General features: G+C 69.4%; 23 protein-coding genes and 1 pseudogene. 8 read left to right on the forward strand and 16 right to left on the reverse strand.

Annotated elements, in window-relative coordinates:
- Positions 1-17: 17 nt before the first annotated feature.
- The 4 genes and pseudogenes from AAF430_04145 to AAF430_04160 form a co-directional block, all read right to left on the reverse strand.
- Positions 18-752 carry an SDR family oxidoreductase gene (locus tag AAF430_04145; protein MEM7409411.1) on the reverse strand — a complete coding sequence of 245 codons (735 nt, stop codon included), beginning with the start codon at positions 750-752 and terminating at the stop codon, positions 18-20.
- Positions 753-783: 31 nt separating this feature from the next.
- A complete protein-coding gene (locus AAF430_04150; protein MEM7409412.1) occupies positions 784-1,194 on the reverse strand; it encodes a VOC family protein in 411 nt (136 codons plus the stop codon).
- 2 nt (positions 1,195-1,196) lie between these two features.
- A pseudogene (locus tag AAF430_04155) lies at positions 1,197-1,592 on the reverse strand (redoxin domain-containing protein).
- 12 nt (positions 1,593-1,604) lie between these two features.
- Positions 1,605-1,850, reverse strand: a complete 246-nt coding sequence (locus AAF430_04160) for a hypothetical protein (protein MEM7409413.1) — start codon at positions 1,848-1,850, stop codon at positions 1,605-1,607.
- Positions 1,851-1,915: 65 nt separating this feature from the next.
- Here AAF430_04160 and AAF430_04165 point away from each other — a divergent pair, with 65 nt between their 5' ends.
- Complete coding sequence (locus AAF430_04165; GenBank protein ID MEM7409414.1) at positions 1,916-2,377, forward strand: YaiI/YqxD family protein; 462 nt, start codon at positions 1,916-1,918, stop codon at positions 2,375-2,377.
- 29 nt (positions 2,378-2,406) lie between these two features.
- A complete protein-coding gene (locus AAF430_04170; protein ID MEM7409415.1) occupies positions 2,407-3,405 on the forward strand; it encodes a TauD/TfdA family dioxygenase in 999 nt (332 codons plus the stop codon).
- Positions 3,406-3,414: 9 nt separating this feature from the next.
- Here AAF430_04170 and AAF430_04175 read toward each other — a convergent pair whose 3' ends face one another.
- The 4 genes from AAF430_04175 to AAF430_04190 all read right to left on the reverse strand — a co-directional run bounded on the left by AAF430_04175 (position 3,415) and on the right by AAF430_04190 (position 7,991).
- Positions 3,415-5,205: a hypothetical protein gene (locus tag AAF430_04175; protein MEM7409416.1), complete on the reverse strand. Its 1,791-nt coding sequence runs from the start codon at positions 5,203-5,205 to the stop codon at positions 3,415-3,417.
- Positions 5,206-5,369: 164 nt separating this feature from the next.
- The gene (locus AAF430_04180) at positions 5,370-6,701 is read right to left on the reverse strand and encodes a carotenoid oxygenase family protein (GenBank protein MEM7409417.1); all 1,332 of its coding nucleotides are present in this window, start codon (positions 6,699-6,701) and stop codon (positions 5,370-5,372) included.
- Positions 6,698-7,369: a TetR/AcrR family transcriptional regulator gene (locus AAF430_04185; GenBank protein ID MEM7409418.1), complete on the reverse strand. Its 672-nt coding sequence runs from the start codon at positions 7,367-7,369 to the stop codon at positions 6,698-6,700. Before AAF430_04185 ends, AAF430_04180 begins: the two co-directional genes overlap by 4 nt.
- A 73-nt stretch (positions 7,370-7,442) precedes the next feature.
- Positions 7,443-7,991, reverse strand: coding sequence for a hypothetical protein (locus tag AAF430_04190; protein ID MEM7409419.1), 549 nt, complete (start codon positions 7,989-7,991; stop codon positions 7,443-7,445).
- 139 nt (positions 7,992-8,130) lie between these two features.
- Between AAF430_04190 and AAF430_04195 the strand changes: the two genes are divergently transcribed.
- Positions 8,131-8,637 (forward strand): L,D-transpeptidase, encoded by a 507-nt coding sequence (locus AAF430_04195; protein MEM7409420.1) that lies wholly within the window; start codon positions 8,131-8,133, stop codon positions 8,635-8,637.
- Between the two features lie 9 nt (positions 8,638-8,646).
- Here the strand turns inward: AAF430_04195 and AAF430_04200 are convergent, their stop codons facing one another.
- The gene (locus AAF430_04200) at positions 8,647-10,737 is read right to left on the reverse strand and encodes a DUF3604 domain-containing protein (protein ID MEM7409421.1); all 2,091 of its coding nucleotides are present in this window, start codon (positions 10,735-10,737) and stop codon (positions 8,647-8,649) included.
- Between the two features lie 103 nt (positions 10,738-10,840).
- On the opposite strand from AAF430_04200, the gene AAF430_04205 reads away from it, so the two are divergent.
- Positions 10,841-11,677 (forward strand): hypothetical protein, encoded by an 837-nt coding sequence (locus tag AAF430_04205; protein MEM7409422.1) that lies wholly within the window; start codon positions 10,841-10,843, stop codon positions 11,675-11,677.
- Positions 11,674-12,504, forward strand: a complete 831-nt coding sequence (locus tag AAF430_04210; GenBank protein MEM7409423.1) for a hypothetical protein — start codon at positions 11,674-11,676, stop codon at positions 12,502-12,504. Before AAF430_04205 ends, AAF430_04210 begins: the two co-directional genes overlap by 4 nt.
- Before the next feature lie 8 nt (positions 12,505-12,512).
- On the opposite strand, the gene AAF430_04215 is transcribed toward AAF430_04210, so the two are convergent.
- On the reverse strand, positions 12,513-13,667 hold the full coding sequence (locus AAF430_04215) for an acyl-CoA dehydrogenase family protein (protein MEM7409424.1): 1,155 nt from the start codon (positions 13,665-13,667) through the stop codon (positions 12,513-12,515).
- A 119-nt stretch (positions 13,668-13,786) separates the two neighbouring features.
- On the opposite strand from AAF430_04215, the gene AAF430_04220 reads away from it, so the two are divergent.
- Both AAF430_04220 and AAF430_04225 read left to right on the forward strand, forming a co-directional pair.
- Positions 13,787-14,545 (forward strand): enoyl-CoA hydratase/isomerase family protein, encoded by a 759-nt coding sequence (locus AAF430_04220; GenBank protein MEM7409425.1) that lies wholly within the window; start codon positions 13,787-13,789, stop codon positions 14,543-14,545.
- Between the two features lie 143 nt (positions 14,546-14,688).
- Positions 14,689-15,612, forward strand: coding sequence for a hypothetical protein (locus AAF430_04225; GenBank protein ID MEM7409426.1), 924 nt, complete (start codon positions 14,689-14,691; stop codon positions 15,610-15,612).
- Positions 15,613-15,714: 102 nt separating this feature from the next.
- Here AAF430_04225 and AAF430_04230 read toward each other — a convergent pair whose 3' ends face one another.
- The 4 genes from AAF430_04230 to dusB form a co-directional block, all read right to left on the reverse strand.
- Entirely contained in the window at positions 15,715-16,017 is a 303-nt protein-coding gene (locus AAF430_04230) for a PEP-CTERM sorting domain-containing protein (protein MEM7409427.1), read from the reverse strand.
- 210 nt (positions 16,018-16,227) lie between these two features.
- Positions 16,228-16,503 (reverse strand): hypothetical protein, encoded by a 276-nt coding sequence (locus tag AAF430_04235; protein MEM7409428.1) that lies wholly within the window; start codon positions 16,501-16,503, stop codon positions 16,228-16,230.
- Positions 16,500-17,939 carry an FAD-dependent oxidoreductase gene (locus AAF430_04240; protein ID MEM7409429.1) on the reverse strand — a complete coding sequence of 480 codons (1,440 nt, stop codon included), beginning with the start codon at positions 17,937-17,939 and terminating at the stop codon, positions 16,500-16,502. The genes AAF430_04235 and AAF430_04240 overlap by 4 nt, the downstream gene beginning before the upstream one ends.
- Before the next feature lie 28 nt (positions 17,940-17,967).
- On the reverse strand, positions 17,968-19,155 hold the full coding sequence (dusB, locus tag AAF430_04245) for a tRNA dihydrouridine synthase DusB (GenBank protein MEM7409430.1): 1,188 nt from the start codon (positions 19,153-19,155) through the stop codon (positions 17,968-17,970).
- Between the two features lie 162 nt (positions 19,156-19,317).
- On the opposite strand from dusB, the gene AAF430_04250 reads away from it, so the two are divergent.
- Positions 19,318-19,761 carry a hypothetical protein gene (locus tag AAF430_04250; protein ID MEM7409431.1) on the forward strand — a complete coding sequence of 148 codons (444 nt, stop codon included), beginning with the start codon at positions 19,318-19,320 and terminating at the stop codon, positions 19,759-19,761.
- Between the two features lie 31 nt (positions 19,762-19,792).
- Here AAF430_04250 and AAF430_04255 read toward each other — a convergent pair whose 3' ends face one another.
- Together AAF430_04255 and AAF430_04260 are read right to left on the reverse strand one after the other, a co-directional pair.
- Positions 19,793-22,417 carry a S8 family serine peptidase gene (locus AAF430_04255; protein ID MEM7409432.1) on the reverse strand — a complete coding sequence of 875 codons (2,625 nt, stop codon included), beginning with the start codon at positions 22,415-22,417 and terminating at the stop codon, positions 19,793-19,795.
- A 247-nt stretch (positions 22,418-22,664) separates the two neighbouring features.
- Positions 22,665-23,996, reverse strand: a complete 1,332-nt coding sequence (locus tag AAF430_04260) for a S8 family serine peptidase (protein MEM7409433.1) — start codon at positions 23,994-23,996, stop codon at positions 22,665-22,667.
- Between the last annotated feature and the right edge of the window lie 29 nt (positions 23,997-24,025).

Raw genomic sequence — 24,025 nt, forward strand, 5'->3', positions numbered from 1 at the left:
TCAGGCGGCAGGACGCGCTAGAGGCCGCCCGTCACGTCCAGGATGCTGCCGTGGCTGTACGCCGCGGCATCCGACGCGAGCCACAGGATCGCCTCGGCCACCTCCTGGGCCGTGCCCGGACGCTGGGTCGGAATGCGTTCCCGAAGCCGCTTCGGGCGATCGGGCTCGCCTCCGCTCGCGTGGATCTCCGTGTCGATGACACCGGGCCGTACGGCCGAGACCCGGATGCCGTCGGAAGCGACCTCCTTCGCGAGCCCGATCGTGAAGGTGTCGATGGCGCCTTTGGAGGCGGCGTAGTCGATGTACTCGCCCGGCGAGCCCAGACGCGCGGCGCCGGAAGAGACGTTGACGATCACACCGCCTTCGCCCCCAGCAGAGCGCGCGATCCGGCGAACCGCTTCACGCGCACACAGCAGCGACCCCAGCACGTTCACGTCGAGAATGCGTTGGATGCGTTCACCCGACATCTCCGCGAGGGGCATCTGGGTGTCGAGGATGCCGGCGTTGTTCACGAGCACGTCCAGCCGACCCCACTCGGAGTCGAGGTGCGCAAAGAGCGCGACGACTTCGGCCTCGTGAGCCACGTCCGCGCACAGCAAGAGGGCGCGACGACCGGTGGCACGTACGTCGGCCGCCACCTCCTCCGCCGCCTCGAGGCTGCGATGCGCGTGCACGGCCACGTCGAAGCCGCGCCGGGCGGCGAGCCGCGCCGTCGCCGCACCGATGCCCCGGCTCGCTCCGGTCACCAGCATCACCCGAGCGGAATTCGCCACCGTCGACGCCCTACCCGTCGTAGATGATGAACTCGAGGAGGTTCTGATCGGGATCGCGGATGTAGACGCTCACCCCTTGCCCGCGACCACCAGGGAGCTCGACCGGGCCGGCGATGATCTCCGCCCCGGCCTTCGCGAGCGTCTCGCGCAGCAGGGCGTCGCCGCCCTCCCAGACGAAGCAGAGGTCCCCACAGCCGGGCTCTGCCGTCGGGCCGCGCAGGGTGAACGTCTCGTTCTGCCACATCGCGGGGGCGTGCACGTTGATCTTCTGAGGCCCGAGATGGATCGAGAAGAACGGAACGCCCGCCGCGCGCCACGCCTCGAGGTCGGGGACCTCGAACCCCAAGGCGCCGTAGAAGGTGATCAGCGCCTCGGGATCGCTCGTCGGAAGCGCGACGTGATCGAAGGCGACGACCGGCACGACTAGCGCGCTCCGTGCAGACGCTTCGCCGCGTCGAGCAGCGCGTCGTTCTCGGGTCGGACCTTGTAGTCCGGGTTCGAGTACACCCAGCCAACCTGGCCACCCGGTTCGACGAGGAACACGGAGGGCACCGGGAGCTGGTAGTGGTCGCGCCCGGCTGCGGCTTCGAGATCGATGCCGAAGGTCCTGTACTGGAGGACGGTCGCCTTCGAGAGCTGGAACGCGATCCCGAAGGCGCGTGCCGCGTTCATCGCACTGTCCGAGTAGAGGGTGTAGCCGAGACCCTCCGCCTTGCGGCTCTGCTGCAGGTTCTTCGGAAGATCGGGGCTGAGGGCGATCACGCGATAACCGAGGCCCTCGAGCTCCGCTTCGATCTTGCGCAGCTCGCCGAGCTGCGTGTTGCAATAGGGTCACCAGCCACCGCGGTAGAAGACGAGCAGCGCCCCCTGTTCTCCGACGAGCGACGCGATGTCGACGGGTTTCCCGTCGAGGTCCGTGACTTCGGCACTCGGAACCGAGGCGCCGACGGCCAACGGCTCGACGGACTCGGCGTCGGAGTAGACGACCGCCTGGGCCGCCCAACCGAAACCGAGCACCGCGATTGTTCCGAGAGCGAGGGCGCGCAAGGAGAGATGCGAAGCGTGTAGGGATTGCATGCGGAGAGCCTACCATTCGGTCTCCCGCGCGCTCAACGCCGCTCCCGCGCTGCTAGGGTGTGGGTGTGCAGCCGGAAACCCGACTCTACGTCGATGGCGACGCCTGCCCCGTGAAGGACGAGATCTATGTCGTCGCCACGCGCTACGGGGTTCCCGTGTCGCTGGTGGCGAATCAATACCAGCACGTCCCGGCGGACTTTGGCGTCGAGATGGTCGTGGTCGACGCGGGACCGGATGTGGCGGACGACTGGATCGCCGAACGCGCGGGGCCGGGAGACGTCGTGATCACGGCCGACATTCCGCTCGCAGCGCGCTGCCTCGAGCGCGGTGCGCGGGTGATCGGTACCGACGGGCGCCCCTTCACCGAAGACTCGATCGGCGGAGCGCTCGCGACCCGCGCATTGCGCGAAGAGCTCCGCGAAGGCGGAGTGGCGACGGGCGGGCCCGCCCCGCTCTCGGGGAAGGACCGGTCGCGCTTCGCCTCGCGGCTCGATGCCCTGGTGCAGCAGGCCCTGCGCGACGCCTGAGCGGCTCGGGAAGTCAGAGAGGGACGGAGATGTCGCGATTCAAGAGCTACGGCGAGCAGACCCTGCACTACTTCGGGCGGCCCCACACCGAAGTGCCGGCAGGTCCGGTCGGGGGTCCTGCCGCTTGGAAGCGTGCGGACGTCGCCGACGACCCGGGCTGGCGCTACCGGCTCAGCGACGCAGAAGCCGCCGAGCTTCAGAGCGCGGTCTCCGAGGTGCGTGAGCGCGGCATCCCGATGGGCGAGTTGCGAGCCGCGGACTTTCCGCTCCCCACGCTCGCGGCGCGGGTCGCAGAATGGCGCCACGCCATCCAGCACGGCCTCGGCTTCCAGGTCGTCTCGGGAATGCCACTCGATGCCTGGGACGAAGCGGAAGCGTCGGTGGCGTACTGGGGGCTCGGGCTCCACATGGGCACCCCGGGTGCACAGAACCCCCAAGGCGATCTGCTCGGACACGTGCGCGACTCGGGCGCGGCCACGGACGACCCCTTCGTTCGCCTCTATCAGACCTCCGCGAACATCGCCTACCACTGCGACGCCGCCGACGTGGTGGGCCTCTTGTGCCTGCGACCCGCGAAATCCGGCGGGGCCAGCCGGATCGTCAGCTCGGTCAGCGTCTTCGACGAAGTCCAGCGTCGGCGTCCCGAGTTCGTACCGCGCCTCTTCGAGCCCTTCCTGCTCGACGTCCGCAACGAGGACGCGTCTGGAGCCTTGCGGCATTTCCCCGTATCGCCCTGCCGCTTCGCCGAGGGAGCGCTCGCGACGTTCTTCCACAGCGACTATTTCCGCTCGGTGCAGCGACACGACGACGTCGCTCCGTTCACCGACGACGAGACGGCATTGCTCGACCTCTACGAGGGCATCGCCGAGCGGCCCGAACTCTACTTCGACATGGAGCTGGCCCGCGGCGACATCCAGTGGCTCTCGAACCACCGGATCCTCCACGCGCGCACCGAGTACGAAGACCACCCGGAGCCCGAGTACCGGCGCCACCTGCTGCGCCTGTGGCTCTCGCTGGAAGCCGCCTAGCGCAACGGCCTAGGGGAAGACCTGGACGAGGGCGAAGCCCGCCGTGTCCGAGCCGATGCGCACCACTGCGCCGCCGATGCGGTCGTAGACGACGCCCGTCGGAAGGAATCCCTCATCGAGGGAAACCAGCAGATTCAGCGCGGAGACGGTCGGCGGCGTGGTCAGGTTGACGGCGAGGAGCTGGGCCTGGGCCGTGACCACCGTCGCCACCAACAGGCGGTTGCCTCCTTCGTCGATCCCGAGCCCGTCGGGCTGGCCGAGGCTGGCCGGATTCAGACCGAGGTCCGTCGCCATCCCGGCGGCGTCGAACTCGAAGACGCGGGGCGTCGGCGTGATCTCGTCGCCGTTGTCGAGCACGAAGAGCCGGCCATCCGAGGAGAAGACCAGGTCCGAGAGCGGTGCCGGCTGCGCGGCCGGAGTCATGACGTTCGCGAACACCACCGGCATCGGGTTGGCCGGATCGATGCGCAGGATGTCGCCTCGGTCGGTCGTGGCGAAGAGCTGACCGCCGAAGGCGCCGAAGGTGGCCGGGGCGCGTTCGAGTCCGAGGATCTGGCCACCGGCGGGGTCGGTCGCGAACAAGCTCAGCCCGCCCAGGCCGTTCCGTTCGATGATCGTGCCCGACGCGGTGCCGATGAAGAGCTGCTGCGTCACCGGATCGCTCGTCAGGCTCAGCAGCAGCTCCTGGGCGCCGGCGATGCCGGTCTGGACCAGCTGGATCTCGGCGAAGCGATTCACCGTGAACAGGAAGTTGTTGAACGAGTCCGTCGGATCCATCGGATCGTCGGGGTCGTTCGCGACCGCGACGAAGTTGCCGTCGCGCAAGAGCTCGAGGTCCCCGAAGCCAGCCGTCGGGCCGCCGAACGTGCCGCCGAAGGTGGCCGGCGAGAGCGGGGGCACGTTGATGCCCTGCAGCGTCGCCGCCGCGCCCGGAGGGTCCGCCGAGACGAAGGCGATCGTGCCGAGTCCGTCGTAGGCGATGCCCGTGCCCATCGGATCGAAGTCGTAGGGAGCGAGCGGTGTCGGGCCACCCCCGGTAACGGGCACGAAGCTCAGGCGGTCGTTGCCGGCCTCCGCGACCAACAGCTGCTGGGCTGCCGCGTCCAGGGTGATCCCGACGGGATCGTTGAGGCCCGCCTGGAGCACGGTGTCCGTCCCGTCGGTCGCGATCGTGTCGACTTCGTCGTTGGTGGTATCGAGGGCGACGAGGGTCACGCCACTGAAGGTCAGGTCGATGTAGTCCGCGGCCGTGGTCAGCACCATCGGCGTGCCCGGCGAGTTGCGATCGATGACCTGGATGCCGCTCGCGCCGGCCGCAGCCAGCACGTTGCCCTCGAAGGGGCTTTCCGCCGGGCCGATCGCGAGACCGGTCACCGGGTTGGCCCCGGTGTTCGCGAAGGGCATCGACACACCCATCGCGTCGACCTGCAGGACGTCGCCGTTCGCGGCGCCGACGAAGACGGCGCCATCCCCCGCCACCACGATCGAGCGCAGCAGGGCACCGCCGCCGACCCCCGTGGCGAAGGTCGTCAGCGCGCCGTCTGCGATCGCGACCCGGAAGATGTCTCCGGTGCCCGTCACGAACAGGAGATCCCCCCCGCCCGGCGCGAACGCGGCGTCGCTCGGCCCCGCAGCCGTGATCGAAATCGGGAAGAAGCCCTGCGGAAAGGCGAACGGGATCGTGATGATGCCGCCGCCGCCGCCACCACCGCCCCCGCCACAGGACAGGCTGCCGCCGAGCCCCCACACGAGGGTCGTGATCGCGCAGAGAGCGGCGCGCGCTCTCCGTCTCCAGCACATGCGGCCAGCCCCTTTCGCGCCCGTTCGCGACGCGGAGCGAGGGTCGCGTCGCCGCAAACCGGGTCCGCCCGGCTCGAGTGCGATGAGGAACTTAGGTCGCGGTCGAGCGGAGCGTCAAGCCGGCGCCCGGCCCCACGTCCGGATGGCCGGCCCGACGCACCGGGCTACGCCGGGTTCGGAACCCAGTTGCCGTGGAATCCGAAGGGCACCCGACCCGGGAGATCGATCACCGCGACGGGCTCTTCCTCGAAGTGCTGCGCATCGAGAATCACCACCTCGCTGGTGTCGCGCTCGGTGTCGTAGGTGTAGGCGAGCAGCCAGCCCTCGTCTTCTGCGGCCGTCTCGTGCCGGGGCACGAAGACCGGCTCCATGAACAGGCGCGACTCGGGCCCGCGGTGGACCGCCGTCCGGACCGACTTCACGTCGTGCTTGAGCAGAGCCTCGAAGCGGAAACCGGGGCCGATCTCGACGCCGTACCCGTAGCGATAGGGCTTCCCCACCAGGCGCTCGTCGCAACGCGGGAACTCCTGCGGGTGGTCGTCGAGCCGTTCTTCCTTCACCGGGCCCCCGCTCGGATCGATGACCCAGCGATCGAGGCTCGGCGGGCCGTCGCCTTCGCCGGTGCGGTTGAACTGGGTGGGATGCCGCACGACGTCGAGCACGACGCGTCCGTCGGCGTCCTCGTACGAATTCTGGGGATGGAACACGAAGCACGGATCCACCTCGTGCCAGGTCACGTCCGACGCGTCGCCTTCTCTCGGCAGCAGCCCGATGCGTGCGCCGTAGTCGGGCGTCCAGGCGTAGGGAAGGGTGAGTCCGCCGTCGGCGGCGTCCTCGTCGACGATCACGGGCAGGTCGAGGAGCACGAAGTAGTTCTTCGTGATCGAGCAATCGTGCACCATCGGACGACCGGGAACCGGGACGTCGACGACCTTGCGCACGCGACCGTCGGCGCCGAGCACGACGTACTGGATCGCGTTCATGGTCGGCGAGTAGACCGCCGTGTGGAGCTCGTCGGTGTCGGGGTCGCGCTTCGGGTGGGCACTGAAGCCACCCGGCAACGTGCCCTCGAAGTCGCTGCGCGCGACGGTCTCCAGATCGCGGGTCAGCTCGACGGGGAGGTTCCCACCCTCGACGATCGCGAAGGTTTTGCCGGCGTGGCCAATCACGTTCGTGTTCGCGACGCCCGCGGCCATCATGTCGCGCGCGGGGCCCTCGACCGGGGGCCACCCCTTCGCGGCCACCAGCTCGTCGTCCCGCACGAAGCGATTGCGGTATCCGACGGCACGCCCCCCTGCGATCTCCACTCCGTGAACCATGCCGTTGCCGAGGAACCAGTGGTAGGTCGCCGGGTCCGCGGCGATCGGGTTCGGGCCGATGCGCAGCAGGCGTCCGTTCAGCGCTTCGGGGATCTCACCGCGCACGCGCAGATCGTGGGCGGTGCGCTCTTCTTCGATGGGCCCAAAGTTCCCCGAGAGATACAGATTGTCGGTCATGAGGATGCTCCTTCGGTGGACGTCGTGGGCGGCGTCCGGTGATGGGAATCGGCAGGGGAGGTCGGGACGCGCTCCGCGAGCGTGCCCGTTTGAATCATCAGTTCGATCAGGTGCGTGAGGACCGCCTCGAGCGAGGCGCCGGGGATCGCACCTTGCACGGCGCCCTGATTCCACAGCGAGGCGACGCCGTGAACGCCGGCCCAGACCGCTCCCGCCAACTCTCGCGTCTCGCGCTCCGGTTGCCAGCCGCTGTCCTGGGCAAACCGCACCAGCTGCACGACGTGCTCGAAGGCCGCTGGGGCGTGCCGGCGAAAGCGCTCGTTGTCGTCGTCGATCTCGCCGGGTCGGAACATCAGGGCGAACAGGCCGGGGTGCGCGACGGCGCAGTCCACGTAGGCGCGAGAGGCAACCTTCAGCCGGGCCAGCGCCCCGGCACCCGGAGCGAGCTGGGCTCCCGACTTCTCGACTGCGCCGTGGAGACGCTCGAATCCGTGGGAGGCGAGCTCGGCCTTGAAGTCGGCCAGGCTCCTGAAATGACGCAGGGGGGCGCCATGGGAAACGCCCGCGGCGCGTGCCACTCGCCGCAGGGTCAGCGCCTCGACCCCCTCCTCCTCGAGGAGCGCGAGCCCGACGTCGACCAGGCGGGCTTCGAGGGGGAGAGCGTCCATGTAGACAGTGTCTACCATTTTGTAGACAGTGTCAACACCGAATCGGGCGGCCGTCGGCGCCCGGCCGGAGGGCCTAGCGGTGCTGCGGCCCGGGCAACGGCTGGTTGCAGCGCAGGCCCTCGAGGGGCTCCTCGGTCGCGGTGTCGACCACGACGGGCTGGAGCCGCGGGTCGTGCCGGGTCATGTCCCAACCCCGCTTGTAGACCTGCTCGTTGTGCTCGAGCAGACGGCTACGGATCGTGTACTGGTGGCCCGCTTCGAAGGGGGCCTTGATGAAGCAGTGAACCACGTGCTGCGGGTTCACGGTCGATCCGTCCGTCGAACCGCCATCGCCGAGGTTCTTGTAGGCGGTCCGCACCCGAAACAGCAACACGTGGGTGTCGGGCAGCACGGCGACCGTCGACTCCAGACGCGGGATGGACTGGCCGTCCACCTGGAGGATCGTGGCATCCCCCGGCGCATCGATGATCGCCACTTCTTCGAAGGGTTTCGGCGGGCCGTCGTAGAGGTGAATCGGCGCGAGGCAACCAGCGCTCAGCAGGGCCGGACCGAGTGCCAGCCACAGGCCGAGCCTCCGCTCGGCGGCGAGCCAGGGCCCTGTCCGAGATCTCGGTTCGCGCATCGCTTTCTCCCCGTCCGGCGCCGTGGTGCTCGCCAGATGCGGGCATCAGCATGCACCGCCGGGCGCCCGCTTGTCTCCCATGTTTCACGGTGGCGGCGATCACATCTCGAAGCGGGCGGTCAACCGCTACGCTCACCCTATGGCCGAGACACGGATTCGGGTCGACCTCGCTCGCCAGCGCCTCGAGCTCCTCGCCGGAGACGAGGTACGGGCCAGCTACCCGATCTCGTCGGCTGCGAACGGTGCGGGCGAGGCCGATGGCAGCGAGAAGACGCCGCGCGGTCTGCACACCATCGCGGAGAAGATCGGGGCCGACGCCCCGGACCGGGCGGTCTTCGTGGGTCGCGAACCGACCGGCGAGATCTGCGATGCGGCTCTCTATGCCGGCGCGCCCGAGCGCGACTGGATCCTCACCCGGATTCTCTGGCTCGACGGACTGGAGCCCGGCAAGAACCACGGCCCCGGCGTCGACAGTCACGACCGCTACATCTACATCCACGGCACCGCCGAGGAGGAACGGATCGGCACGCTCGCGTCCCACGGGTGCATTCGCATGTGCAACGCGGACGTTTGCGAACTCTTCGATCAGGTCGAGGTGGGCACCCTGGTCGAGATCCTCGAGGGCAAGCCCGACGCCGAGGCCTGAGCGGAGCGATCAGCGCGCCGGCGGTGTCGTCCAGATCGGCGATGTCCAGGCGCGTTCCTGGATCACCGGGGAGTAGAAGGGCTCTTCGGCCGGATCCAGACAGCAGCTGCCGTAGACGTCGCCGCGCCCGCCCGCGCGCTGCACGGCGGCCGTCGCCGCCGCCGCCTGTTCGGCACAGTCTTCGGCGAAAGGGTTCACGCCGGCGGCCTGGCACTGCAGCGTGCTCCAACGACAGGTCGGGTTCTCGAGCACCCGCGCGTAGTAGACCGCGGGGTGCGCCGGGTCGAAGTCCGGGTCTTCCCAGACGCTGCACAGGGACGCGTGTCCCAATCCGGTCGGTCGACAGCTCGCGTCGACCCCCGCGCCGTTGTCCGCGGAACCCGCGACGTCGATCACGCGCTCGCGGGGTTGGCCTTCGGCATCGACCCAGCCCTTGATGATCTGGATGCGCTGGAGATCGGTGCCGGGGTGCGACGCGACGCCCGGGTCCTTCAGCGCACTCACCAGGAAGCGCGGCGCGCCGGTCTCGGGCGCCGCGGGGAGGTTGCCGCCCATCGGCACGCCGCTGGCGTAGGCCGCCGCCACGCGGTCCGGGTCGTCGCAGAGATCCTTGCCCAGGTCGTAGCCTCCGAAGAAGCGAACGACCGGTCGCGTTCCGCTCGTCGCATAGGTCTCGCGTCGACGCATCGCCGCGAACACGCTGTCGCGCGAGTTCTCCTCGGCCCAGACCACCGCGAGACCGCCCGGGTTGTCCTGGAAGTGGTCCTGCACGTTGCGATAACCCGTATCGCGACGACCGAGGTGGCCGACGTAGTCGTACTCCATGGCGCCGCCGGGCACGGCGCTGTGGGTGTCGGTGCTGCCGATGAAGCCCATCTGGAACGGGTTCACGCCCTGCCGCTGCTCGAGCGCGAGCCCGTCGACGAGCACGTTGCGCACCATGTTGCGCCGGGCGTAGTCGTCGATCGCGACCGCCTTCCCCTCCTCGGTCTGCAACTCTCCAAACAGCGTGCTCAGCGCGGCAAGGTTGTCCGTCTTGTTCTGCTCGAAGGTGCAGAGCTCGTCCTCGGTGCCGACGCCGCGGCCCGCCAGGCGATCGAAGCGACACTCGGAAGCCGCCTTGTGCTGCACCAGTTCGACCAGCGGCTCGAAGAAGCGCCGGTCGTTGGCTTCGGTTTCGTCCTTCGGGTCGGGGAACATCAGCCCGCCCGCCAGATTCGGATTGTGTGGGATCGACAGCACGTCGCAGCCCGGCGCGCCCTCGATGCACTGGGCCCGGAGCTGGCGCCACAGCTCGGGGAAGTTCCGCGTCCCGGTGTCATAGGTGCTGATGGGAAGCGGGATGACCTGTTCGTTGCGGAAGATCACGTTGCGGTGGAGGTTCCGGAAGCCCGGGGCGTCGGTGTACTCGTAGCCGACGAAGGTCGTGAATCGGCACTCCGCCGAGCGGTCGTAGTGCGCCTCTGCGGCTTCTTGAAGCTTCTCCCAGAACACCGAGGCACCGGCCTCGCAGTCGCCGCCAGGCAGGCTGCACGCGACGCTGCGCTCCTTCGTCTCGGACTCGTCGAGGACTCCGAGCTCCACCCACTCGCCGGCCGCAAAGAGTTGGAGATAGAAGGAGTCGGCGCGCGTCAGCACACACAGGGGCGTCCAGTAGCCCATCGACCAGGCGTCCTCGGTGCACAGGTGCATCTCGCCGAGGAACTCGGAGTGGTCGGTCACCGACGTGAAGTCGAGGGGTCGGTCGATCTTCGCCTCGACCGTGGGCTCGCCATCCACGTCGGGCAGCGTGATCGCATCGCCCTTCGCATAGCGGTATGCCTCGTCGGGACCGTTGCGCTGCCCCGAGGTGTAGGAGTCGAAGGAGTAGCGGGTGTGGACGTGCAGATCGCCAAAGAGCGGCTGACGAAGTGGCTCGAAACGAGCACAGTTCTCGCGAACCTCCGTGCGTTCGAAGGACGCAGCGGCCACCGCGTTCGTCTCGGATGGCGTTTCGGAGGGCATCTCGGCACCCGTCTCGGACGCGGTCGCTGCCACGCACCCAAAGCCGACCGCAAGGGCCACCCAGGCGTAGATCCGGACCCCGTTCGATCGTCGCATGCAATGGCCTCCTCGCTCGGGCGCGTCCCGCCGGTGCGCCGCAAGTGGCTCGCATCCTACCGCGCAACCCGCGGCGCCCGCTGCCTCCGCTATTCTGCGGCCGGTGCCGCCGCTCGAGTGCCTTCGCTTCGAAGACCTCTCCCCGTACCTGCTGCTGCGAAACGGGAACTACCTCTACAAGGTGCCGTTTCGCGACGATTTCGCGGTGGTGAAGGTCTATTTCGGCAGCCGCGGCGGCTTTGCCAACCTGGTCAAGAGCGCCGAGAACGTGCTGCTCGCGGGCCAGACGTCATACATGCCCCGCACCCGCCGACGCATCGAACGCGAATGCCTCGACGTGTGGCGTCGACACGGCTTCCGGGTCTACGAGACCTACGACGACGTCCGCGTCGAAGCCCCCGGCTGCCCGGATGACGGCTACACCGTGTTCGAGTACCGCGACGGCCCGAAGCTCAACGCGTATCTCGCGGACGCCCAGGTGCCCGAGAGCGAGCGCTTCGACACCTATCGGCGCTTCCTCCTCGAGTGGTCGCGCCGTCACGAACTCGCGATCGCCGAACGGGAACCCCGCCTCGTCCACGAGAACGGAGATGGGAAGCACGTGCTCGTCTTCGACGACGGCTTCCACTGGTTCGACTTCGAGATGATCTGGCGCAGCGCGGCGCGCGTCGAGGAACAGGTCTGGCACGAGATCGTTCAGTACGTCTGGAACATCCACAAATCGATTCCCGAGTCGCTGCGCGGGCGCCTGCTCGACGAGACGGTGACGAGCTACCCGGACCTCGCGCGGCTCCGCGCGGCCTGCCTTTCGTTCCTGGAGCACCCGCGCCTGGGTTGGCGAATGGCGCGACGCCTCGATCGCACCCTGCGTGCCCGCGCGCGCAAGCCGACGTCGAAGTACAACGTCGCCCAGCAGCTGCTGGACCGGCTCGCATCATGACCGAGGCCGTCTTCTCGTTTTCCCCGTGGAGCACCATTCAGGACGGCGGACCCGGCGGCGCCGGCAACCGCATTCTGCGCTGGCACGAAGACGGCTCGACCGCGCTCTTGAAGCTCTACTTCCGGCGCACGCCGTGGCCGAAGGAGATGCTGAAACGGGCGACCTGCGGACCGGTCGAGGCGCGCCTCGGCGTCACGGCCGAAGAGCGCTGCCAGATCGAGCGCGATCATCTCTCGCTCTGGCACGACGCCGGGTTCTGCGTGCCGAAGCTGCTGACCCTGCCGCTGCCGTCCGGAACCGAGACCCGCACCGCCAACTGGATGGAATACCTCGATGGTCCGCTGCTGTCGGGCTGGATCGCGAACCCCGACCTATCGGTCCCCGAGAAGACGGCGCTCCTGGCGCGACTGGCCGGAGAGTGGGGCGCGCGCCACCAGCGCGGAGTCGACTCCGAGGACGTGCGTTTCTTCATCGAACACGCCGGACTGAAGCACGTCGTCCTCAGTGACGAGCGACTCGTCTCGATCGATCTCGAGACCCGCTTCCACCCGAAGCTGTGCCCGTGGAGCGCTTTGGCCCGCGAGACGTCTTCGGTGCTGCGATCGATCTGGCGCCACGCGCCGGGCGACTTCGACGTGCTGGCGCGATCCTTCGTCGACCACCACCCGCGTCCCGAGCTGCTGCTCCGGGCGGCGCGGCGCGGCCTGGAAGAGCGCGGCCTCGTCGCGCGCATCCGGCGTTCGACCCACCGCCGACAGAGCGATGGCGGATCGAAGACCGAGATGCTCGGCTGGCTGCACGACGCCGTGGAGCATCGCGCACCCTAGCTCTGGGCTCAGGCCCCCTCGCGCAGGACGTCGCGCGCGATCGTGTTCAGCTGCATGAAGGTCGTCCCCTCGTAGATCTGGGCGACCTTCGCATCGCGCAGGTACTTCTCGGCGGGGCACTCCTCGGTGACCCCGATGCCTCCGTAGACGTCGATGCAACGGCTGGCCACCGACTCGGCGACGCGACTGCCGACGAGCTTGGTCATGGCACCAGCGCGAACGATCGGCAGACCCGCTTCGCGTGTGCGCGCGGAGTTGTAGACGTGGAGGCGCATCGTCTCGACGTCGGTCGCGCACTCGGCGAGCAGGTGCTGCACGGCCTGGAACTCGCCGATCTTCTGACCGAACGCCTCGCGCTGCCCCGCGTACTCGACGGCGCCCGCTAGCGCACCCTCTGCCAGGCCGAGCATCTGGGCCCCGATGCCGATGCGTCCCTCGTTGAGCGTCTCGATCGCGAGCTTGTAGCCCTGGCCGACTTCGCCGAGCACGTGGTCACCGGGCACTTCGACCTGGTCGAGGGTCAGCTCACAAGTGCTCGAAGCGCGCACGCCGAGCTTCCCTTCCTTCTTGCCGACCTTGAAACCCGGCATGTCACGCTCGACGACGAACGCGGTGATCCCGCGATAACCGGCACCCGGGTCCACGTTCGCGAACACCACGTAGATTCCCGCCTCGGCGGCGTTCGAGATCCACAGCTTCTGGCCCGAGAGACGCCAGTCGTTGCCCGACTTCTCGGCGCGGGTTTCCAGTGCGAAGGCGTCGCTGCCCGAGCCCGCCTCGGAGAGTGCGTAGGAACCCACGGTGTCCGTGGCCAGGCGCGGCAGGAACTTCTCTTTCTGGGCATCCGACGCCCAGTGCAGGAACTGGTTCACCACCAGCGTGTTCTGCACGTCGACGGGGATCGCGAGCGCCGGATCGACGCGGGCCAGCTCTTCGATTGCCAGGATCGACATGAAGAAGGTCGCGCCCGCTCCGCCGTACTGCTCGGGGATCTCGATCCCCATCAGCCCCAGCGCGAAGAGCTCGTCGAGCAACTCCCTCGGCTGCTGGCGGTTGCGCTCCATGTCGGCGACGAGCGGTCGTACCCGCTCTTCGGCGAACTCCCGCACGGTGTCGCGAAAGATGCGTTCGTCTTCGGCCAGCTCGGTGATCGGTTGGGTCATCGCAATTCCTCGAAGTCTCGTGGGGGGCCGATCCGCGTTCAGCCGGGGGCGGCGGGCGGTGGCGCCTGCCTATACTAGGTGCGGAACGCCCCGCTCGCCGGGCAGGTCTGGAGAATCCCTTGCCCACCGAGTCCCTCGACGTCGAACGCTCCGGTCCGCTCCTACACGTCTGGCTCTCGCGACCGAAGCAGCTGAACCCGATCAGCACGTCGGTGCTGCGCGAGCTCGGCGATCTGTTCCGGAACCTGGAGACCGACTTCGACATCCGCGCCGTGGTGCTCGGCGGCCGCGGCCGCAGCTTCAGCGCCGGGGCCGATCGCCGCGAACGCCGAGAGCCGGACGAGGGCGCGACCGAGCGCGAGCGCCGCTGGTTCTCCCAACTCGGGCGACGCGCCTGTCAGGCCATCGAGGACTGCGAGGTCCCCACGATCGCGCGCGTCCAGGGGCATGCCTTGGGTGGCGGCTTCTGTCTCGCCCAGTCCTGCGACTTCCGCGTCGCGGCCGAGGACGCCGAGTTCGGTCTGCCCGAGGTGGAGCTCGGCCTGCCCCTCACCTGGGGAGCGGTGCCGCGGCTGATCCACGAGATCGGGGCCGCGCGCGCCCGGGAGCTGGTAATGCTGGGGACGCGCATCGACGGACGGCGCGCGGCCGAGATCGGGCTCGTGCATCGGGCGGTGCCCGCCGCCGAGCTCGACGACGCGGTGGCGCAGCTGGCCGAGCAGGTGCTCGCGTTGCCCGAACTCGCGGTGCACATGACCAAGACCCAGCTCCGCGGCTATGCGCGCCGCGACAGTCTCGGCGATGCCAGCGAAGCCGACGGCGACCTGCTGGGCCAGGCGTTCCAGAGTCCAACCCTACGCGAACGATTCCGTCTGTAGCGGAACGCCGCTCCGCCGGCGTGCCGGGGACGGCGCAGCGCAGTCGAGAGAGTGGGGTTTGCCCCTCTCTGTGACGTCAATCACCGGCTGCGATCGGTCGATACCTGTCTGGGGACCCGCGATTCCTCGGACGGGAGACCACCTTGCGCTCGAAACCTCTTCGCCTGTCTCATGCGGTCGTGCTCGCCTGTCTGGCGTCGTTCGCCCTCGGCTGCGCGTCGCTGCAGCACCACAAGGACACGGGCGCCTTCATCGGGCAGCCCCTCCACACGGGCGAAGCGCGTGCCGCCCAGCGCCTGGCCGGCGAGCTTGCTTCCGATGCCACGATGGCCACCTACGCGGAGAAGCACGGCAAGCCCGACTACTTCTACATCGAGAGTCGTCAGAAGCTCTACTTCTTCTATCTCCAGCGAGACCGCGCCGCCAAGTTCGAACGCGTCCTGCTCGAGGACAGCCAGGTCACCGAACTGGGACGCATCCCGGGCAGTCTCCTGAAGCGGCTGCCGGAGACGGTGCGAGCCCAGCTGCAGCGTCAACGGCAGGTGGGACAGCGCCGAGCCCAGGCTCAGGCGAAGCGCGCCAAGGTGCGCGCCGCACACGCCCCGAGGCGCGCCTCCTCGCCCGCATCTGCTGCACCGGGCGGCACCTACTTCGGCGGGTTCGAGGTCGACTCGATCGTCGCTCGGATGCGCGAACCGATGACCGCAGCCGACTCGGGTGTTTCGGGTTGGCGTGCATCGAAGCGGACCGATGGCGCCACCGCGTACACCGCGAAGCGCGGCTCGGCCCGCTACGAGGTCGCACATCAGCGCGTGGCGTTGACCGTAAAGATGTCGTCGAAGCGAACCAAACTGCCCGGCCTCGCCCGCCACGAGATCCTGCGACTGAACAGCGCGATCTTCGGCGCCAAAGCGAAGGCCGTCACGCGCACGGTCATGGGCATGGCCGAACGCGCGGCTGCCGATCGCTCGGGCGCGACGGCGTTCGCGAAGCGCGTACAGGGCCGCACGATCCGGATCGGACGTCGTACCGACGCAGGTGTCTTCGCCTACTCGGTCCACCCGTAGCCGAGAGCGCGCGCCTGACACGAAGGCGCCCCCAACGAAGAACGCCCGGCCACGAGGACCGGGCGTTTCGAGGAGCGCGAGCGGTGTGGCTCGCGGGCCTGACTACTTGCGACGTCGCTGGGCCGCGTAGGCGACCAGCAGGCCGGTGCCGAAGATCAGCGCCGCACTCGGCTCGGGGACCACCGAGCCAGGATGATCCGAACGATCGCCGTCGTACGGGGAATCGCCGCCGTCGCCGGGCGTCTCGCCATCGATCGGAACCAGGATCGGTCCACCGTCACTCGCGGCCGCCGCTGCGGAGAGACCCGAACCACCGCTTCCGCTGCTGCCACTGCTTCCGTCGCAGTCGGCGCCCATCAAGAGCGCAGCCATCGCCAGCAGGCTGAGTACGAAGTGTCGTCGCATAGGAACGGTCTCCCGAGGCGCCGCGCGGCAGGCTGCGGCGGTTCGACCGGTAAGTGGCCGGCCAGGTCTCAACAGTGACGGCGTTCCAGGCGACTTTTTTTAATGAAATCGGCTAGATAGGGGACTTCACGAGCACGCAACGGGGGCCTTTGAAGCCCGTTCCGAAGCGTACTTCGCGGGGTCCTTGCACACGCCTGAGCGTGCGCGCCTTCAGGCGTGCGAGCGCCGTTTCCGGAGCACCCAGTGGCGCAGCAGCATTCCGAGGCTCACCGTGGCCGCGGCCCAGGCCGCCACGCGCAGTGCGTGAAACACGGGGAGCTCACCGATGCGCAGATCGGGTGCAGCGATCTTCACCCCGTAGGTTGCTACCAGCAGCGCAAAGGTCACAGTCGTTGCGGCGAAGCGCGGCTCTCGCGTGCGGACCCAGCGCAGCGCGAAGAACGGCGCGTGGGTCGCGAACACGACCAGCAAGAGCGTGTCGCTCACGCGGGCTCTTGACTCGCGCTCCGCCCCGCACGCCGACCGAAGAAGGTGCCATCGCCCAACGACAGACCACTGCTGTAGCCACCGACGGACAGGCCCGAGGTCGCGCGGCCGGCCGCATACAACCCGGGGATCGGTGCGGCCTCGGGGTCGAGCACCCGGCCGTCCACATCGGTGTGAAGACCACCGAGGGTGAACGCCGCGTAGAGCGAGTTGTCGGTGGTGCAGTCGAACGCGCCGAAGGGCGGCGCCACCAGCGGCGTGACGTACTTCGCAGCCTTCTGGAAGACGGGATCGACGCCGTCGGCCGCGTGCCGGTTGTAGAGCTCGAGGGTCGCACCGAGACTGCCCGGAGGCAGACCCAGCTCGGCTTCGAGCTCGTCCGGCGTTTCTCCGACCGCCACCAGTTCGCGCGGATAGTCGGGCTGTTCGAAGACCGCGTCGTCGACGACCAACCACGCCTTTCCGTCGCGGCCCAGCAGGGCGCGCTCGCCGAGCTGTCCGTAGTAGGCGTCTTCGTTGGTGAAGCGCTGGCCGCGGGCGTCGACCATCACCCCGCGCTTGAGTCCCCAGGGTTGGGTGGCGGGCAGGGAGATCGAGACCGCATCCATGTGGAGCGTGGCGGCACCCGCGGCGATGCCGAGCCGGATACCGGAACCGTCGTCACCCTCGGCACCGACGCGCACCTGGCAGCGCCGGGTGAGCGGCGCGTGTGCCTCGAGCATCGTGTCGTTCTGGATGAAGCCGCCCGTCGTCAGCACGACTCCGCGGCGCGCACGGATCCGGCGCTCTTCTCCGAAGTGGTCGCAGACCAACCCGACGATGCGATCGTCGGAAGCGCGGACGAGCGCGCGGGCTCGGTGGTTGGTGGAGAGCCGGGCCGGGCTCGCGTCCACGGCGGCCACGAGCTTCCGCATCAACAGTGGCCCGGTGGCGTGCTCCTGCTGAGGGACGTGACCCCGCGGCGCAGGAACCGCAATGTCGCAGTACGGATGACACTGCTCCGAGCCCGACCACACGAGTCCATCGTCGGTCGGCGGCTCCCCGCTGACGCCCTCATAGAAGACCGCTTTGAAGGGAACGTCCTGAGCGACGAACCAGGCGTAGTGCTCGACGGATCCCTCGCAGTAGAGCGAGAGCTTCGCCTCGTCGGGGGAGAGGCCGACCGAGGCCTGCAGATACTTCTCCATCTCTTCGGGCGAGTCCTCGAAGCCGCAGGCCTTCTGCAGGGGCGTCCCGCCCCCGAGATAGAGCACCCCGCCGCTCATCGCGGACGTTCCCCCGCCACCGCCCGCGCGCTCGAGGACGAGCACGTCCACGCCGGCCGCCGACGCCTCCAAGGCGGTTGCCGCACCGGCGGCACCCAGGCCGACGACGACGACGTCGGCGGTGTCGTCCCAGGACGGGATCTCGGACTCGTGGACGATGGCCGTGGACATTGGGGGTGTCGCCGCGCGCTCCTTCGACTCAGCCGCCCGACACCGCTTCGACGGTGTCGAGTTCGGCGCGTGGCGGCGTGGCGTCGGCGCGATCCGCCAGATAGCCGGGCGGCAGCGCGACACGCTGGGTGCTGCCGCGCTTGCCGCGCGGCAGGCGCATCGCGTGGGCGGGGAAGGGTTCGTCGCCGTTCGTGTCGGCGAGGATGTCGCGCAGCTCGCCCAGGCTCTCGATGCGAATCAGGGCGTCGCGCAGCTTGGTGCTCCCGGGAAAGCCCTTCGTGTACCAGGTCGCGTGCTTGCGGAAGTTGCGCGCGCCCATGCGCTCCCCCATCCACGCGCAGAGTCGCTCGGCGTGATCGATCATCACGGCGGCAACCGCACCGAAGTTCGGCGGGTCTTCGGGCTCGCGCCCGGAGAAGACATCGGCCAGGTCGCGGAAGAGCCAGGGGCGTCCGAGGCAGCCCCGTCCGACGACCACGCCGTCGCAACCGGTCTCGCGCATCATCCGCAGGGCGTCCCACGCTTCCCAGATGTCGCCATTGCCGAGCACCGGGATGGTCTCGACCGCGTCGACGAGCGCCGCGATCGCCTCCCAGCGCGCCTCCCCCGAGTAGAGCTGAGCGGCGGTGCGCGCGTGCATCGCGACGGCGGAGCAGCCCTCCTCTTCGGCGATGTGGCCGGTCTCGCGGAAGGTGAAGAGATCCTCGTCGATCCCCATGCGGAACTTGATGGTCAGCGGGATCTCGCCCGCGGCGCCCACCGCAGCGCGCAGGATGTCGCGAAGCAGATTCGGCTTCACGGGGATCGCCGCTCCACCGCCCCGGCGGGTCACCTTCGGAACCGGGCAGCCGAAGTTGAGGTCGATGTGGTCGACCCACCCCTCGCCCACCAGGAACCGGACCGCCTCACCGGTGTAGTGAGAGTCGACGCCGTAGAGCTGGAGGCTCCGCGGCTTCTCGCTCGGATCGAAGCCGGCGAGCCGAAGCGTCTTCGCGTTGCCCTCGACGAGCGCCCGCGCGGTGATCATCTCGCTGACGTAGAGCCCAGCGCCGAAGCCCCGGCACAGGGTCCGGAAGGGCGGGTTCGTGATGCCCGCCATCGGCGCCAGGACCACCGGCACCGGGAGCTCGAGCGGCCCGATGCGCAGGGGCGCGAACTCGCCCGGCTGGGCCGGACGCACACCGCGGTTGCGCTCGCTCACGTAGCTCGGGTCCATGCGGGAGGAGTACCCCGAACCCCGCGACCGAGCCAGCCGGTGCTTTGCCCTGGGCCACGACTCTGCCAAGCTGAAGGCATGGCCCCCCTCCGACGCCATCTCCGCAGCAGCGACCCCCCGAGCGCGGCGCGGCGCCAACCGAGCGCCGCGAGGATCCGCTAGTTGGAGGGCTGGGCGAAGATTTTCGCGGGCTACGGCTCGGCGGCGCACAGCCTGGCGGAGCAGCTCGACCGCAGCGGCGTCCCGGTCTTCGAACGGCTCGAGGAGGCGCCTCGCACCACCGAGAGCGGCGCCCTGCCCCAGACCGAGGTCTGGGTCCCCGAAGACGAGCGTGACCACGCCCAGCGTCTCGTCGAGCACTGGCGCACCCACCACCACGTGCGGGTGGATGGCATCACGGGACGCCTGCTGCGCGTGTTCGCGCTGAGCGCGTTGGTCCCGATCCTCTGGATCGGAGGCGCTTGGCTCGCGCCCGAGCGCGTCCCGCCGACCTCGGTCAAAGGGCTCGGGGCCGCCTGGGTGGTCGCGCTCGTGCTATTCGCCCAGATCGAGCACCGCCGACACCACCGCGAGCGCATCGACCCCTGGGCAGCACCGCCGCGCTAGAGCGCGCTGGCCCCGCCCACGGCCCACCGCTTCAGGGGGCCGGCACCGGAGGCGCGACGCGGCCTCCCACCTCGCGGGAGAAGCCGACCCGACCGGTGCCCCCCACACCCGCGGTCCCGACCGTCGAGGTGAAGCCCGTCAGGAACTGCAGGCCCAGATTCGACTGGACGTCGATCTCGACGATGGTCTCGAGGGTCGGATAGGCACCGCACGCCTCGCCCTCGTCGCATACGACGAAGTCGTTGTCCGAATCCGTCCCCGCGATCAGCATGTACTGACCGGGCTGCACGTTCCCGAAGGCGAACGAGTACGAACCCGACACGGGGTCGACTTCGACGAAGTCGACGGTGGCGAGTGTCCCCGGCTCCACGAGCAGCACGAAGTGGTGGCCGGCATTCGACTGGGCCGCGGTGGCGTCGCCGACCTGCATGATCACCGGCACCATCACGTCGTTGGAATCCGAGTCGAAGGTGATCGTCCCGGTGTAGAGCCCGTCGGCGAGTCCGGAACGGTCGATGGTCGCGGTGTAGTCGCCGAGGCCGTCGGCACCCACGGTGGCCGGCGTGATCGTGAGCCAGGGCATGCCGTCGTCGCTCATGAAGGTCGGGGCCATCAGGTTCAGGGCGGCCATCGCGTTGCCGCCGTTGCGCGCAGTCACCGTGAAGCTGTTCGCGAGGAACCCGTAGTTCAGCGCGTCGGGCTCGATGCGCAGCACCGGTGCGAGGACGCCGCCGCCACCTCCGCCCTCGGCGGCTTTGTTCACGGCCTTGACCGCATCGATCAAACCCGCGCCGAAGAAGTTGGGACTGCCGATGTCCTCGGTGATCTCGCCGAGGTTGATCGCGTTGTCGATGTCGACCGGGGTGAGCGCCGGGTTCACCCCGAGCATCAGCGCCAGGATGCCCGCGACGTGGGGCGTCGCCATCGAAGTGCCCTGGTAGAAGGCGTAGACGAAGTCGTTGTTCGCGACGTCGAAGAGCGTGCTCAGCACGCCGTCGGGGAAGCCGTCACCGTCGGTATCGCGGGTGAAGTCGCCACCGGGTGCAGCGATGTCGATGGTCGCCCCGAAGTTCGAGTAGGGCGCCAGGAGCTGGGTCGGACCCACCGCCGACACGGAGATGACGCCGGCATAGGCGGCCGGGTAGATCGGTGCCGACGACGCGTCGTTGCCGGCCGCAGCCACGATCACCATGTCGTGGTCGTTCCGCAGCGTGGTGACCAGATCCTGGAAGGTCTGGTTGAAGCCGGGACCGCCGAGACTCAGGTTCAGGATCTGGGCGGTGGCCGGGGGCGTGACCGAACAGGCGTTGTCGAGGCCGGCCGCGTACCGCATCGCCGCCATGATGTCGAAGTCGGTGCCGCCGCCGACGCCCAGTACGCGCAGGGGCATCACCTCGGCGTTCCAGGCGACTCCCGCGACACCGTTGGCGTCACCGCCGCCCTGGAGCGAGGTCCGCGCAACCACCGTGCCGGCCACGTGGGTGCCGTGGAAGGAGCTGCCGCCGGCGGCCAGGTCGCCGGGATCGTCTGGGTTGCCGTCGCAGCCGTCGCCGTCGTTGGAGATGGCCGTGCTCTGGATGAAGTCGTAGCCGCCCACCAGCTGACCGGCGAGATCGGGATGGGCGGTCCTCACGCCGGTGTCGATCACCGCGACGATCACGCCGTTGTTGTCGGACACACCGTCCCAGGCGGTCGGAAGGTTGACCTGCTGGTAGTGCCACTGGAGCGGGAAGAACTCGTCGGTGGGAACGGCGCTGGGCTGGCGGATGTAGTTGAGGTCCGCCGACTGCACGTCGGGCTGGGCGCGCAGCGCCTCCACCATCTTCTGGGTGTCTTCGCGCAGGCGGGCCTCGGGATCGGCGGCGACGATGCTGCGGGTCGGGGCGTCGTCCGAGATACCCAGCGCGGAGAAGGCCAGCGCCCGGTCGTTCGGGTCCTTGCAGGAATAGAGCATCGGGCCGTCGGCGTCGCCGGCCATGTAGTCCATGGCGAAACGCCCGGCCGCGGCCTGGGCGCTCATCACGTTCATGGGATGACTCGGCCCGTCGTGGTAGCGGACGATGATCTCGCCCGGGACGAAGTCCATCAGCGGGGCCGGGCCGTCGGCGCGCATCCCGGTCTGGCCGATCGTGAGCGTGTAGTTCGAGAAGCCGGCGGTGGCGACGACGACGACGTAGTAGTCGCCCGTCGTCATCACGGTGATCTCCTCGCTGCGACCGGTGGAGGTACTGCTCGCCACGAGCGTCGTGTCGAGCATGCGCAGCTCGAGGTCGACGTTGTTGGTGTTCCCATCCTCGGCGATCTGCAGCCGCACGGTCTGGCCTGCGGCGAGAGAGACGCGGAACCAGTCGGCCGCGTCACCCGCCACCGTGGTGCGGCCGTCGGGAACCCCGAACGGCTTCGCGCCCGCGACGTTGACGTGCCCGCCCAAGGTGACCGGGTTGCTGATCTCCTGGGCGGTCACCGAAGAGTCGTTGGCCGTGAACGGCGCACTCGGGTTGTTCGTATCCGAGTCGACCTGGGTCGAGACCGCGGCGGGCATCGAACCCGTGATCGTGTAGGGAGGACCGGACGCGCCGCCGCCGCCACCGCCTCCGCCGCCGCCACAGGCGGATGCGAGCGCAAGCGCGATCCACGCGATCGAGACGCGCGCCAAGATCGCTCTTCGTGTCGATCGCCAACGACCCTGGGGTTCCGGCATCGCTACTCCCATGCGCTTGGCCGCGGCAACAAGCGCGTGGCCCGGGCGGTCTCGGGATGCACCGCCTCGCTTTCTTCCATCGGCGAGAACGGCTGGGATCTGGTGGGGGAGATCACAGTTGCGCCTCGGCCACCGGCCAGGTGCTCATCGACGCGCCCCGCGGCGGTCTTCAGCCGTGTGCAAGTACGGGGCGCAACCCTCCTCAGAGAGAGGGTATCCCTCCAGCGGGGGCCGGTTGCGCGGTTTCCGTGCCGCAGGGGTGACCGACCCGCGAGAGCGCATCGCAGAGGGCCGTGATCGAGGGGCCTCGGACCCCGCCGCCGGCCGGCACCGCCGCCTGGGCCGCGAGGAAGAGGGCGCGCCGCGCCTCGACGGGGGTCGCGCCACTGCCCACCAGCACCGCGAGCGCGCCGCTCACATGGGCCGCCGCAAAGCTGGTGCCGGTGGCGAACGCGAAGGCGTCGCCGGGAACGGTGGAGAGGATCTCGGTTCCGGGCGCCCACAGCTCGGCGGACAGACCGTGGTTGCTGCCCGCATAGCGCTGACCCTCGGCGTCGAGCGCGCCCACGCCCACGACGGACGCGTAGGCTGCCGGGTAGCGCGGCTCCCCGGTCCCCTCGTTGCCGGCGGCCGCCACCACGACGGCGCCGAGATCGTCGAGCCGATCCGTGGCGCGCTCGAGCAGCGGGTTGTGGGGCCCGACGAGCGAGAGGTTGAGCACCTGGGCGCGCTGTTCGCGGGCGACGTCGAGCCCGCGCAAGAGGTCGAAGAGGCGACAGTGATCGCGCGCCGTCGCGCCGAGAGGACGACAGACCGGGATCACGACGACATCGGCGTCGGGGGAGGCCCCGACGATCCCGAAGCCATTCGCCGCCACCGCGGCGATGACACCGGCGCTGAGCGTGCCGTGGACGGCCGGTGCCACACCCGGGCCGCGCGAGATCGTGGCCACGCGGAGCCCGTCGAAGTCGCGATGGGTGCGCTGGGGAGCCGAGTCGAGAACGGCGACGCGCGCCCCCGCGCCGGTCGACACCCGCCGCGCCGCGTCGATGCCGAGGCGATCGAGGCCGTGCTGCATCTCGCGGTACGGATCGTCGACGGGCACGACGCGCTCGGCGGCGGTCGTGTAGACGTGGTTCGGCACGATCCCGACATCGTCGGGCAGGGAATCGACGAGATCGCCGGGCGCGGCATCCTCGGCGCCAGCCAGGCGTGCGACCGTCGCGCACAGCAGGGGGCTCCAATACGAGTCGACGACCCGCGTCCCGCCGGCGAGCGTGTAGCCGTCCGCGAGGGACCCGTCGCCCCGCTTCGGCACCACCAGCAACGCCTCACCCGCGACCTGCTGGGCGACGTCACTCGGAGGCGCCTCGGGCAGCGTGATGATCGGACCGGTCCCCGGGCGCGAAGCGGCAACCCCAGGGTCGGCACTCGGCGCCAGCTGGGCGTACTCGCGCGGCAGCGCGATCGGCTCGCATCCCGCGTCGGTAGCGGCGGCTACCCGCAGCCCAGCGCCGGCGAAGGCCAGACACACGAATGCGGCGAACGCGCGCCTGGCGGCAC

The sequence above is a fragment of the Myxococcota bacterium genome (assembly GCA_039030075.1).
Taxonomy (GTDB): Bacteria; Myxococcota_A; UBA9160; order UBA9160; family SMWR01; genus JAHEJV01.

What these genes read in the sequence shown, in the direction of transcription:
- AAF430_04175 (MEM7409416.1), bottom strand. Translation starts at nt 5,205, where the DNA reads ATGTGCTGGAGACGGAGAGCGCGCGCCGCTCTCTGCGCGATCACGACC.
- AAF430_04145 (MEM7409411.1), bottom strand. Translation starts at nt 752, where the DNA reads ATGCTGGTGACCGGAGCGAGCCGGGGCATCGGTGCGGCGACGGCGCGG.
- AAF430_04195 (MEM7409420.1), top strand. Translation starts at nt 8,131, where the DNA reads ATGGCCGAGACACGGATTCGGGTCGACCTCGCTCGCCAGCGCCTCGAG.
- AAF430_04200 (MEM7409421.1), bottom strand. Translation starts at nt 10,737, where the DNA reads ATGCGACGATCGAACGGGGTCCGGATCTACGCCTGGGTGGCCCTTGCG.
- AAF430_04240 (MEM7409429.1), bottom strand. Translation starts at nt 17,939, where the DNA reads ATGTCCACGGCCATCGTCCACGAGTCCGAGATCCCGTCCTGGGACGAC.
- AAF430_04215 (MEM7409424.1), bottom strand. Translation starts at nt 13,667, where the DNA reads ATGACCCAACCGATCACCGAGCTGGCCGAAGACGAACGCATCTTTCGC.
- AAF430_04160 (MEM7409413.1), bottom strand. Translation starts at nt 1,850, where the DNA reads ATGCAATCCCTACACGCTTCGCATCTCTCCTTGCGCGCCCTCGCTCTC.
- AAF430_04230 (MEM7409427.1), bottom strand. Translation starts at nt 16,017, where the DNA reads ATGCGACGACACTTCGTACTCAGCCTGCTGGCGATGGCTGCGCTCTTG.
- AAF430_04210 (MEM7409423.1), top strand. Translation starts at nt 11,674, where the DNA reads ATGACCGAGGCCGTCTTCTCGTTTTCCCCGTGGAGCACCATTCAGGAC.
- AAF430_04190 (MEM7409419.1), bottom strand. Translation starts at nt 7,991, where the DNA reads ATGCGCGAACCGAGATCTCGGACAGGGCCCTGGCTCGCCGCCGAGCGG.
- AAF430_04170 (MEM7409415.1), top strand. Translation starts at nt 2,407, where the DNA reads ATGTCGCGATTCAAGAGCTACGGCGAGCAGACCCTGCACTACTTCGGG.
- AAF430_04180 (MEM7409417.1), bottom strand. Translation starts at nt 6,701, where the DNA reads ATGACCGACAATCTGTATCTCTCGGGGAACTTTGGGCCCATCGAAGAA.
- AAF430_04185 (MEM7409418.1), bottom strand. Translation starts at nt 7,369, where the DNA reads ATGGACGCTCTCCCCCTCGAAGCCCGCCTGGTCGACGTCGGGCTCGCG.
- dusB (MEM7409430.1), bottom strand. Translation starts at nt 19,155, where the DNA reads ATGGACCCGAGCTACGTGAGCGAGCGCAACCGCGGTGTGCGTCCGGCC.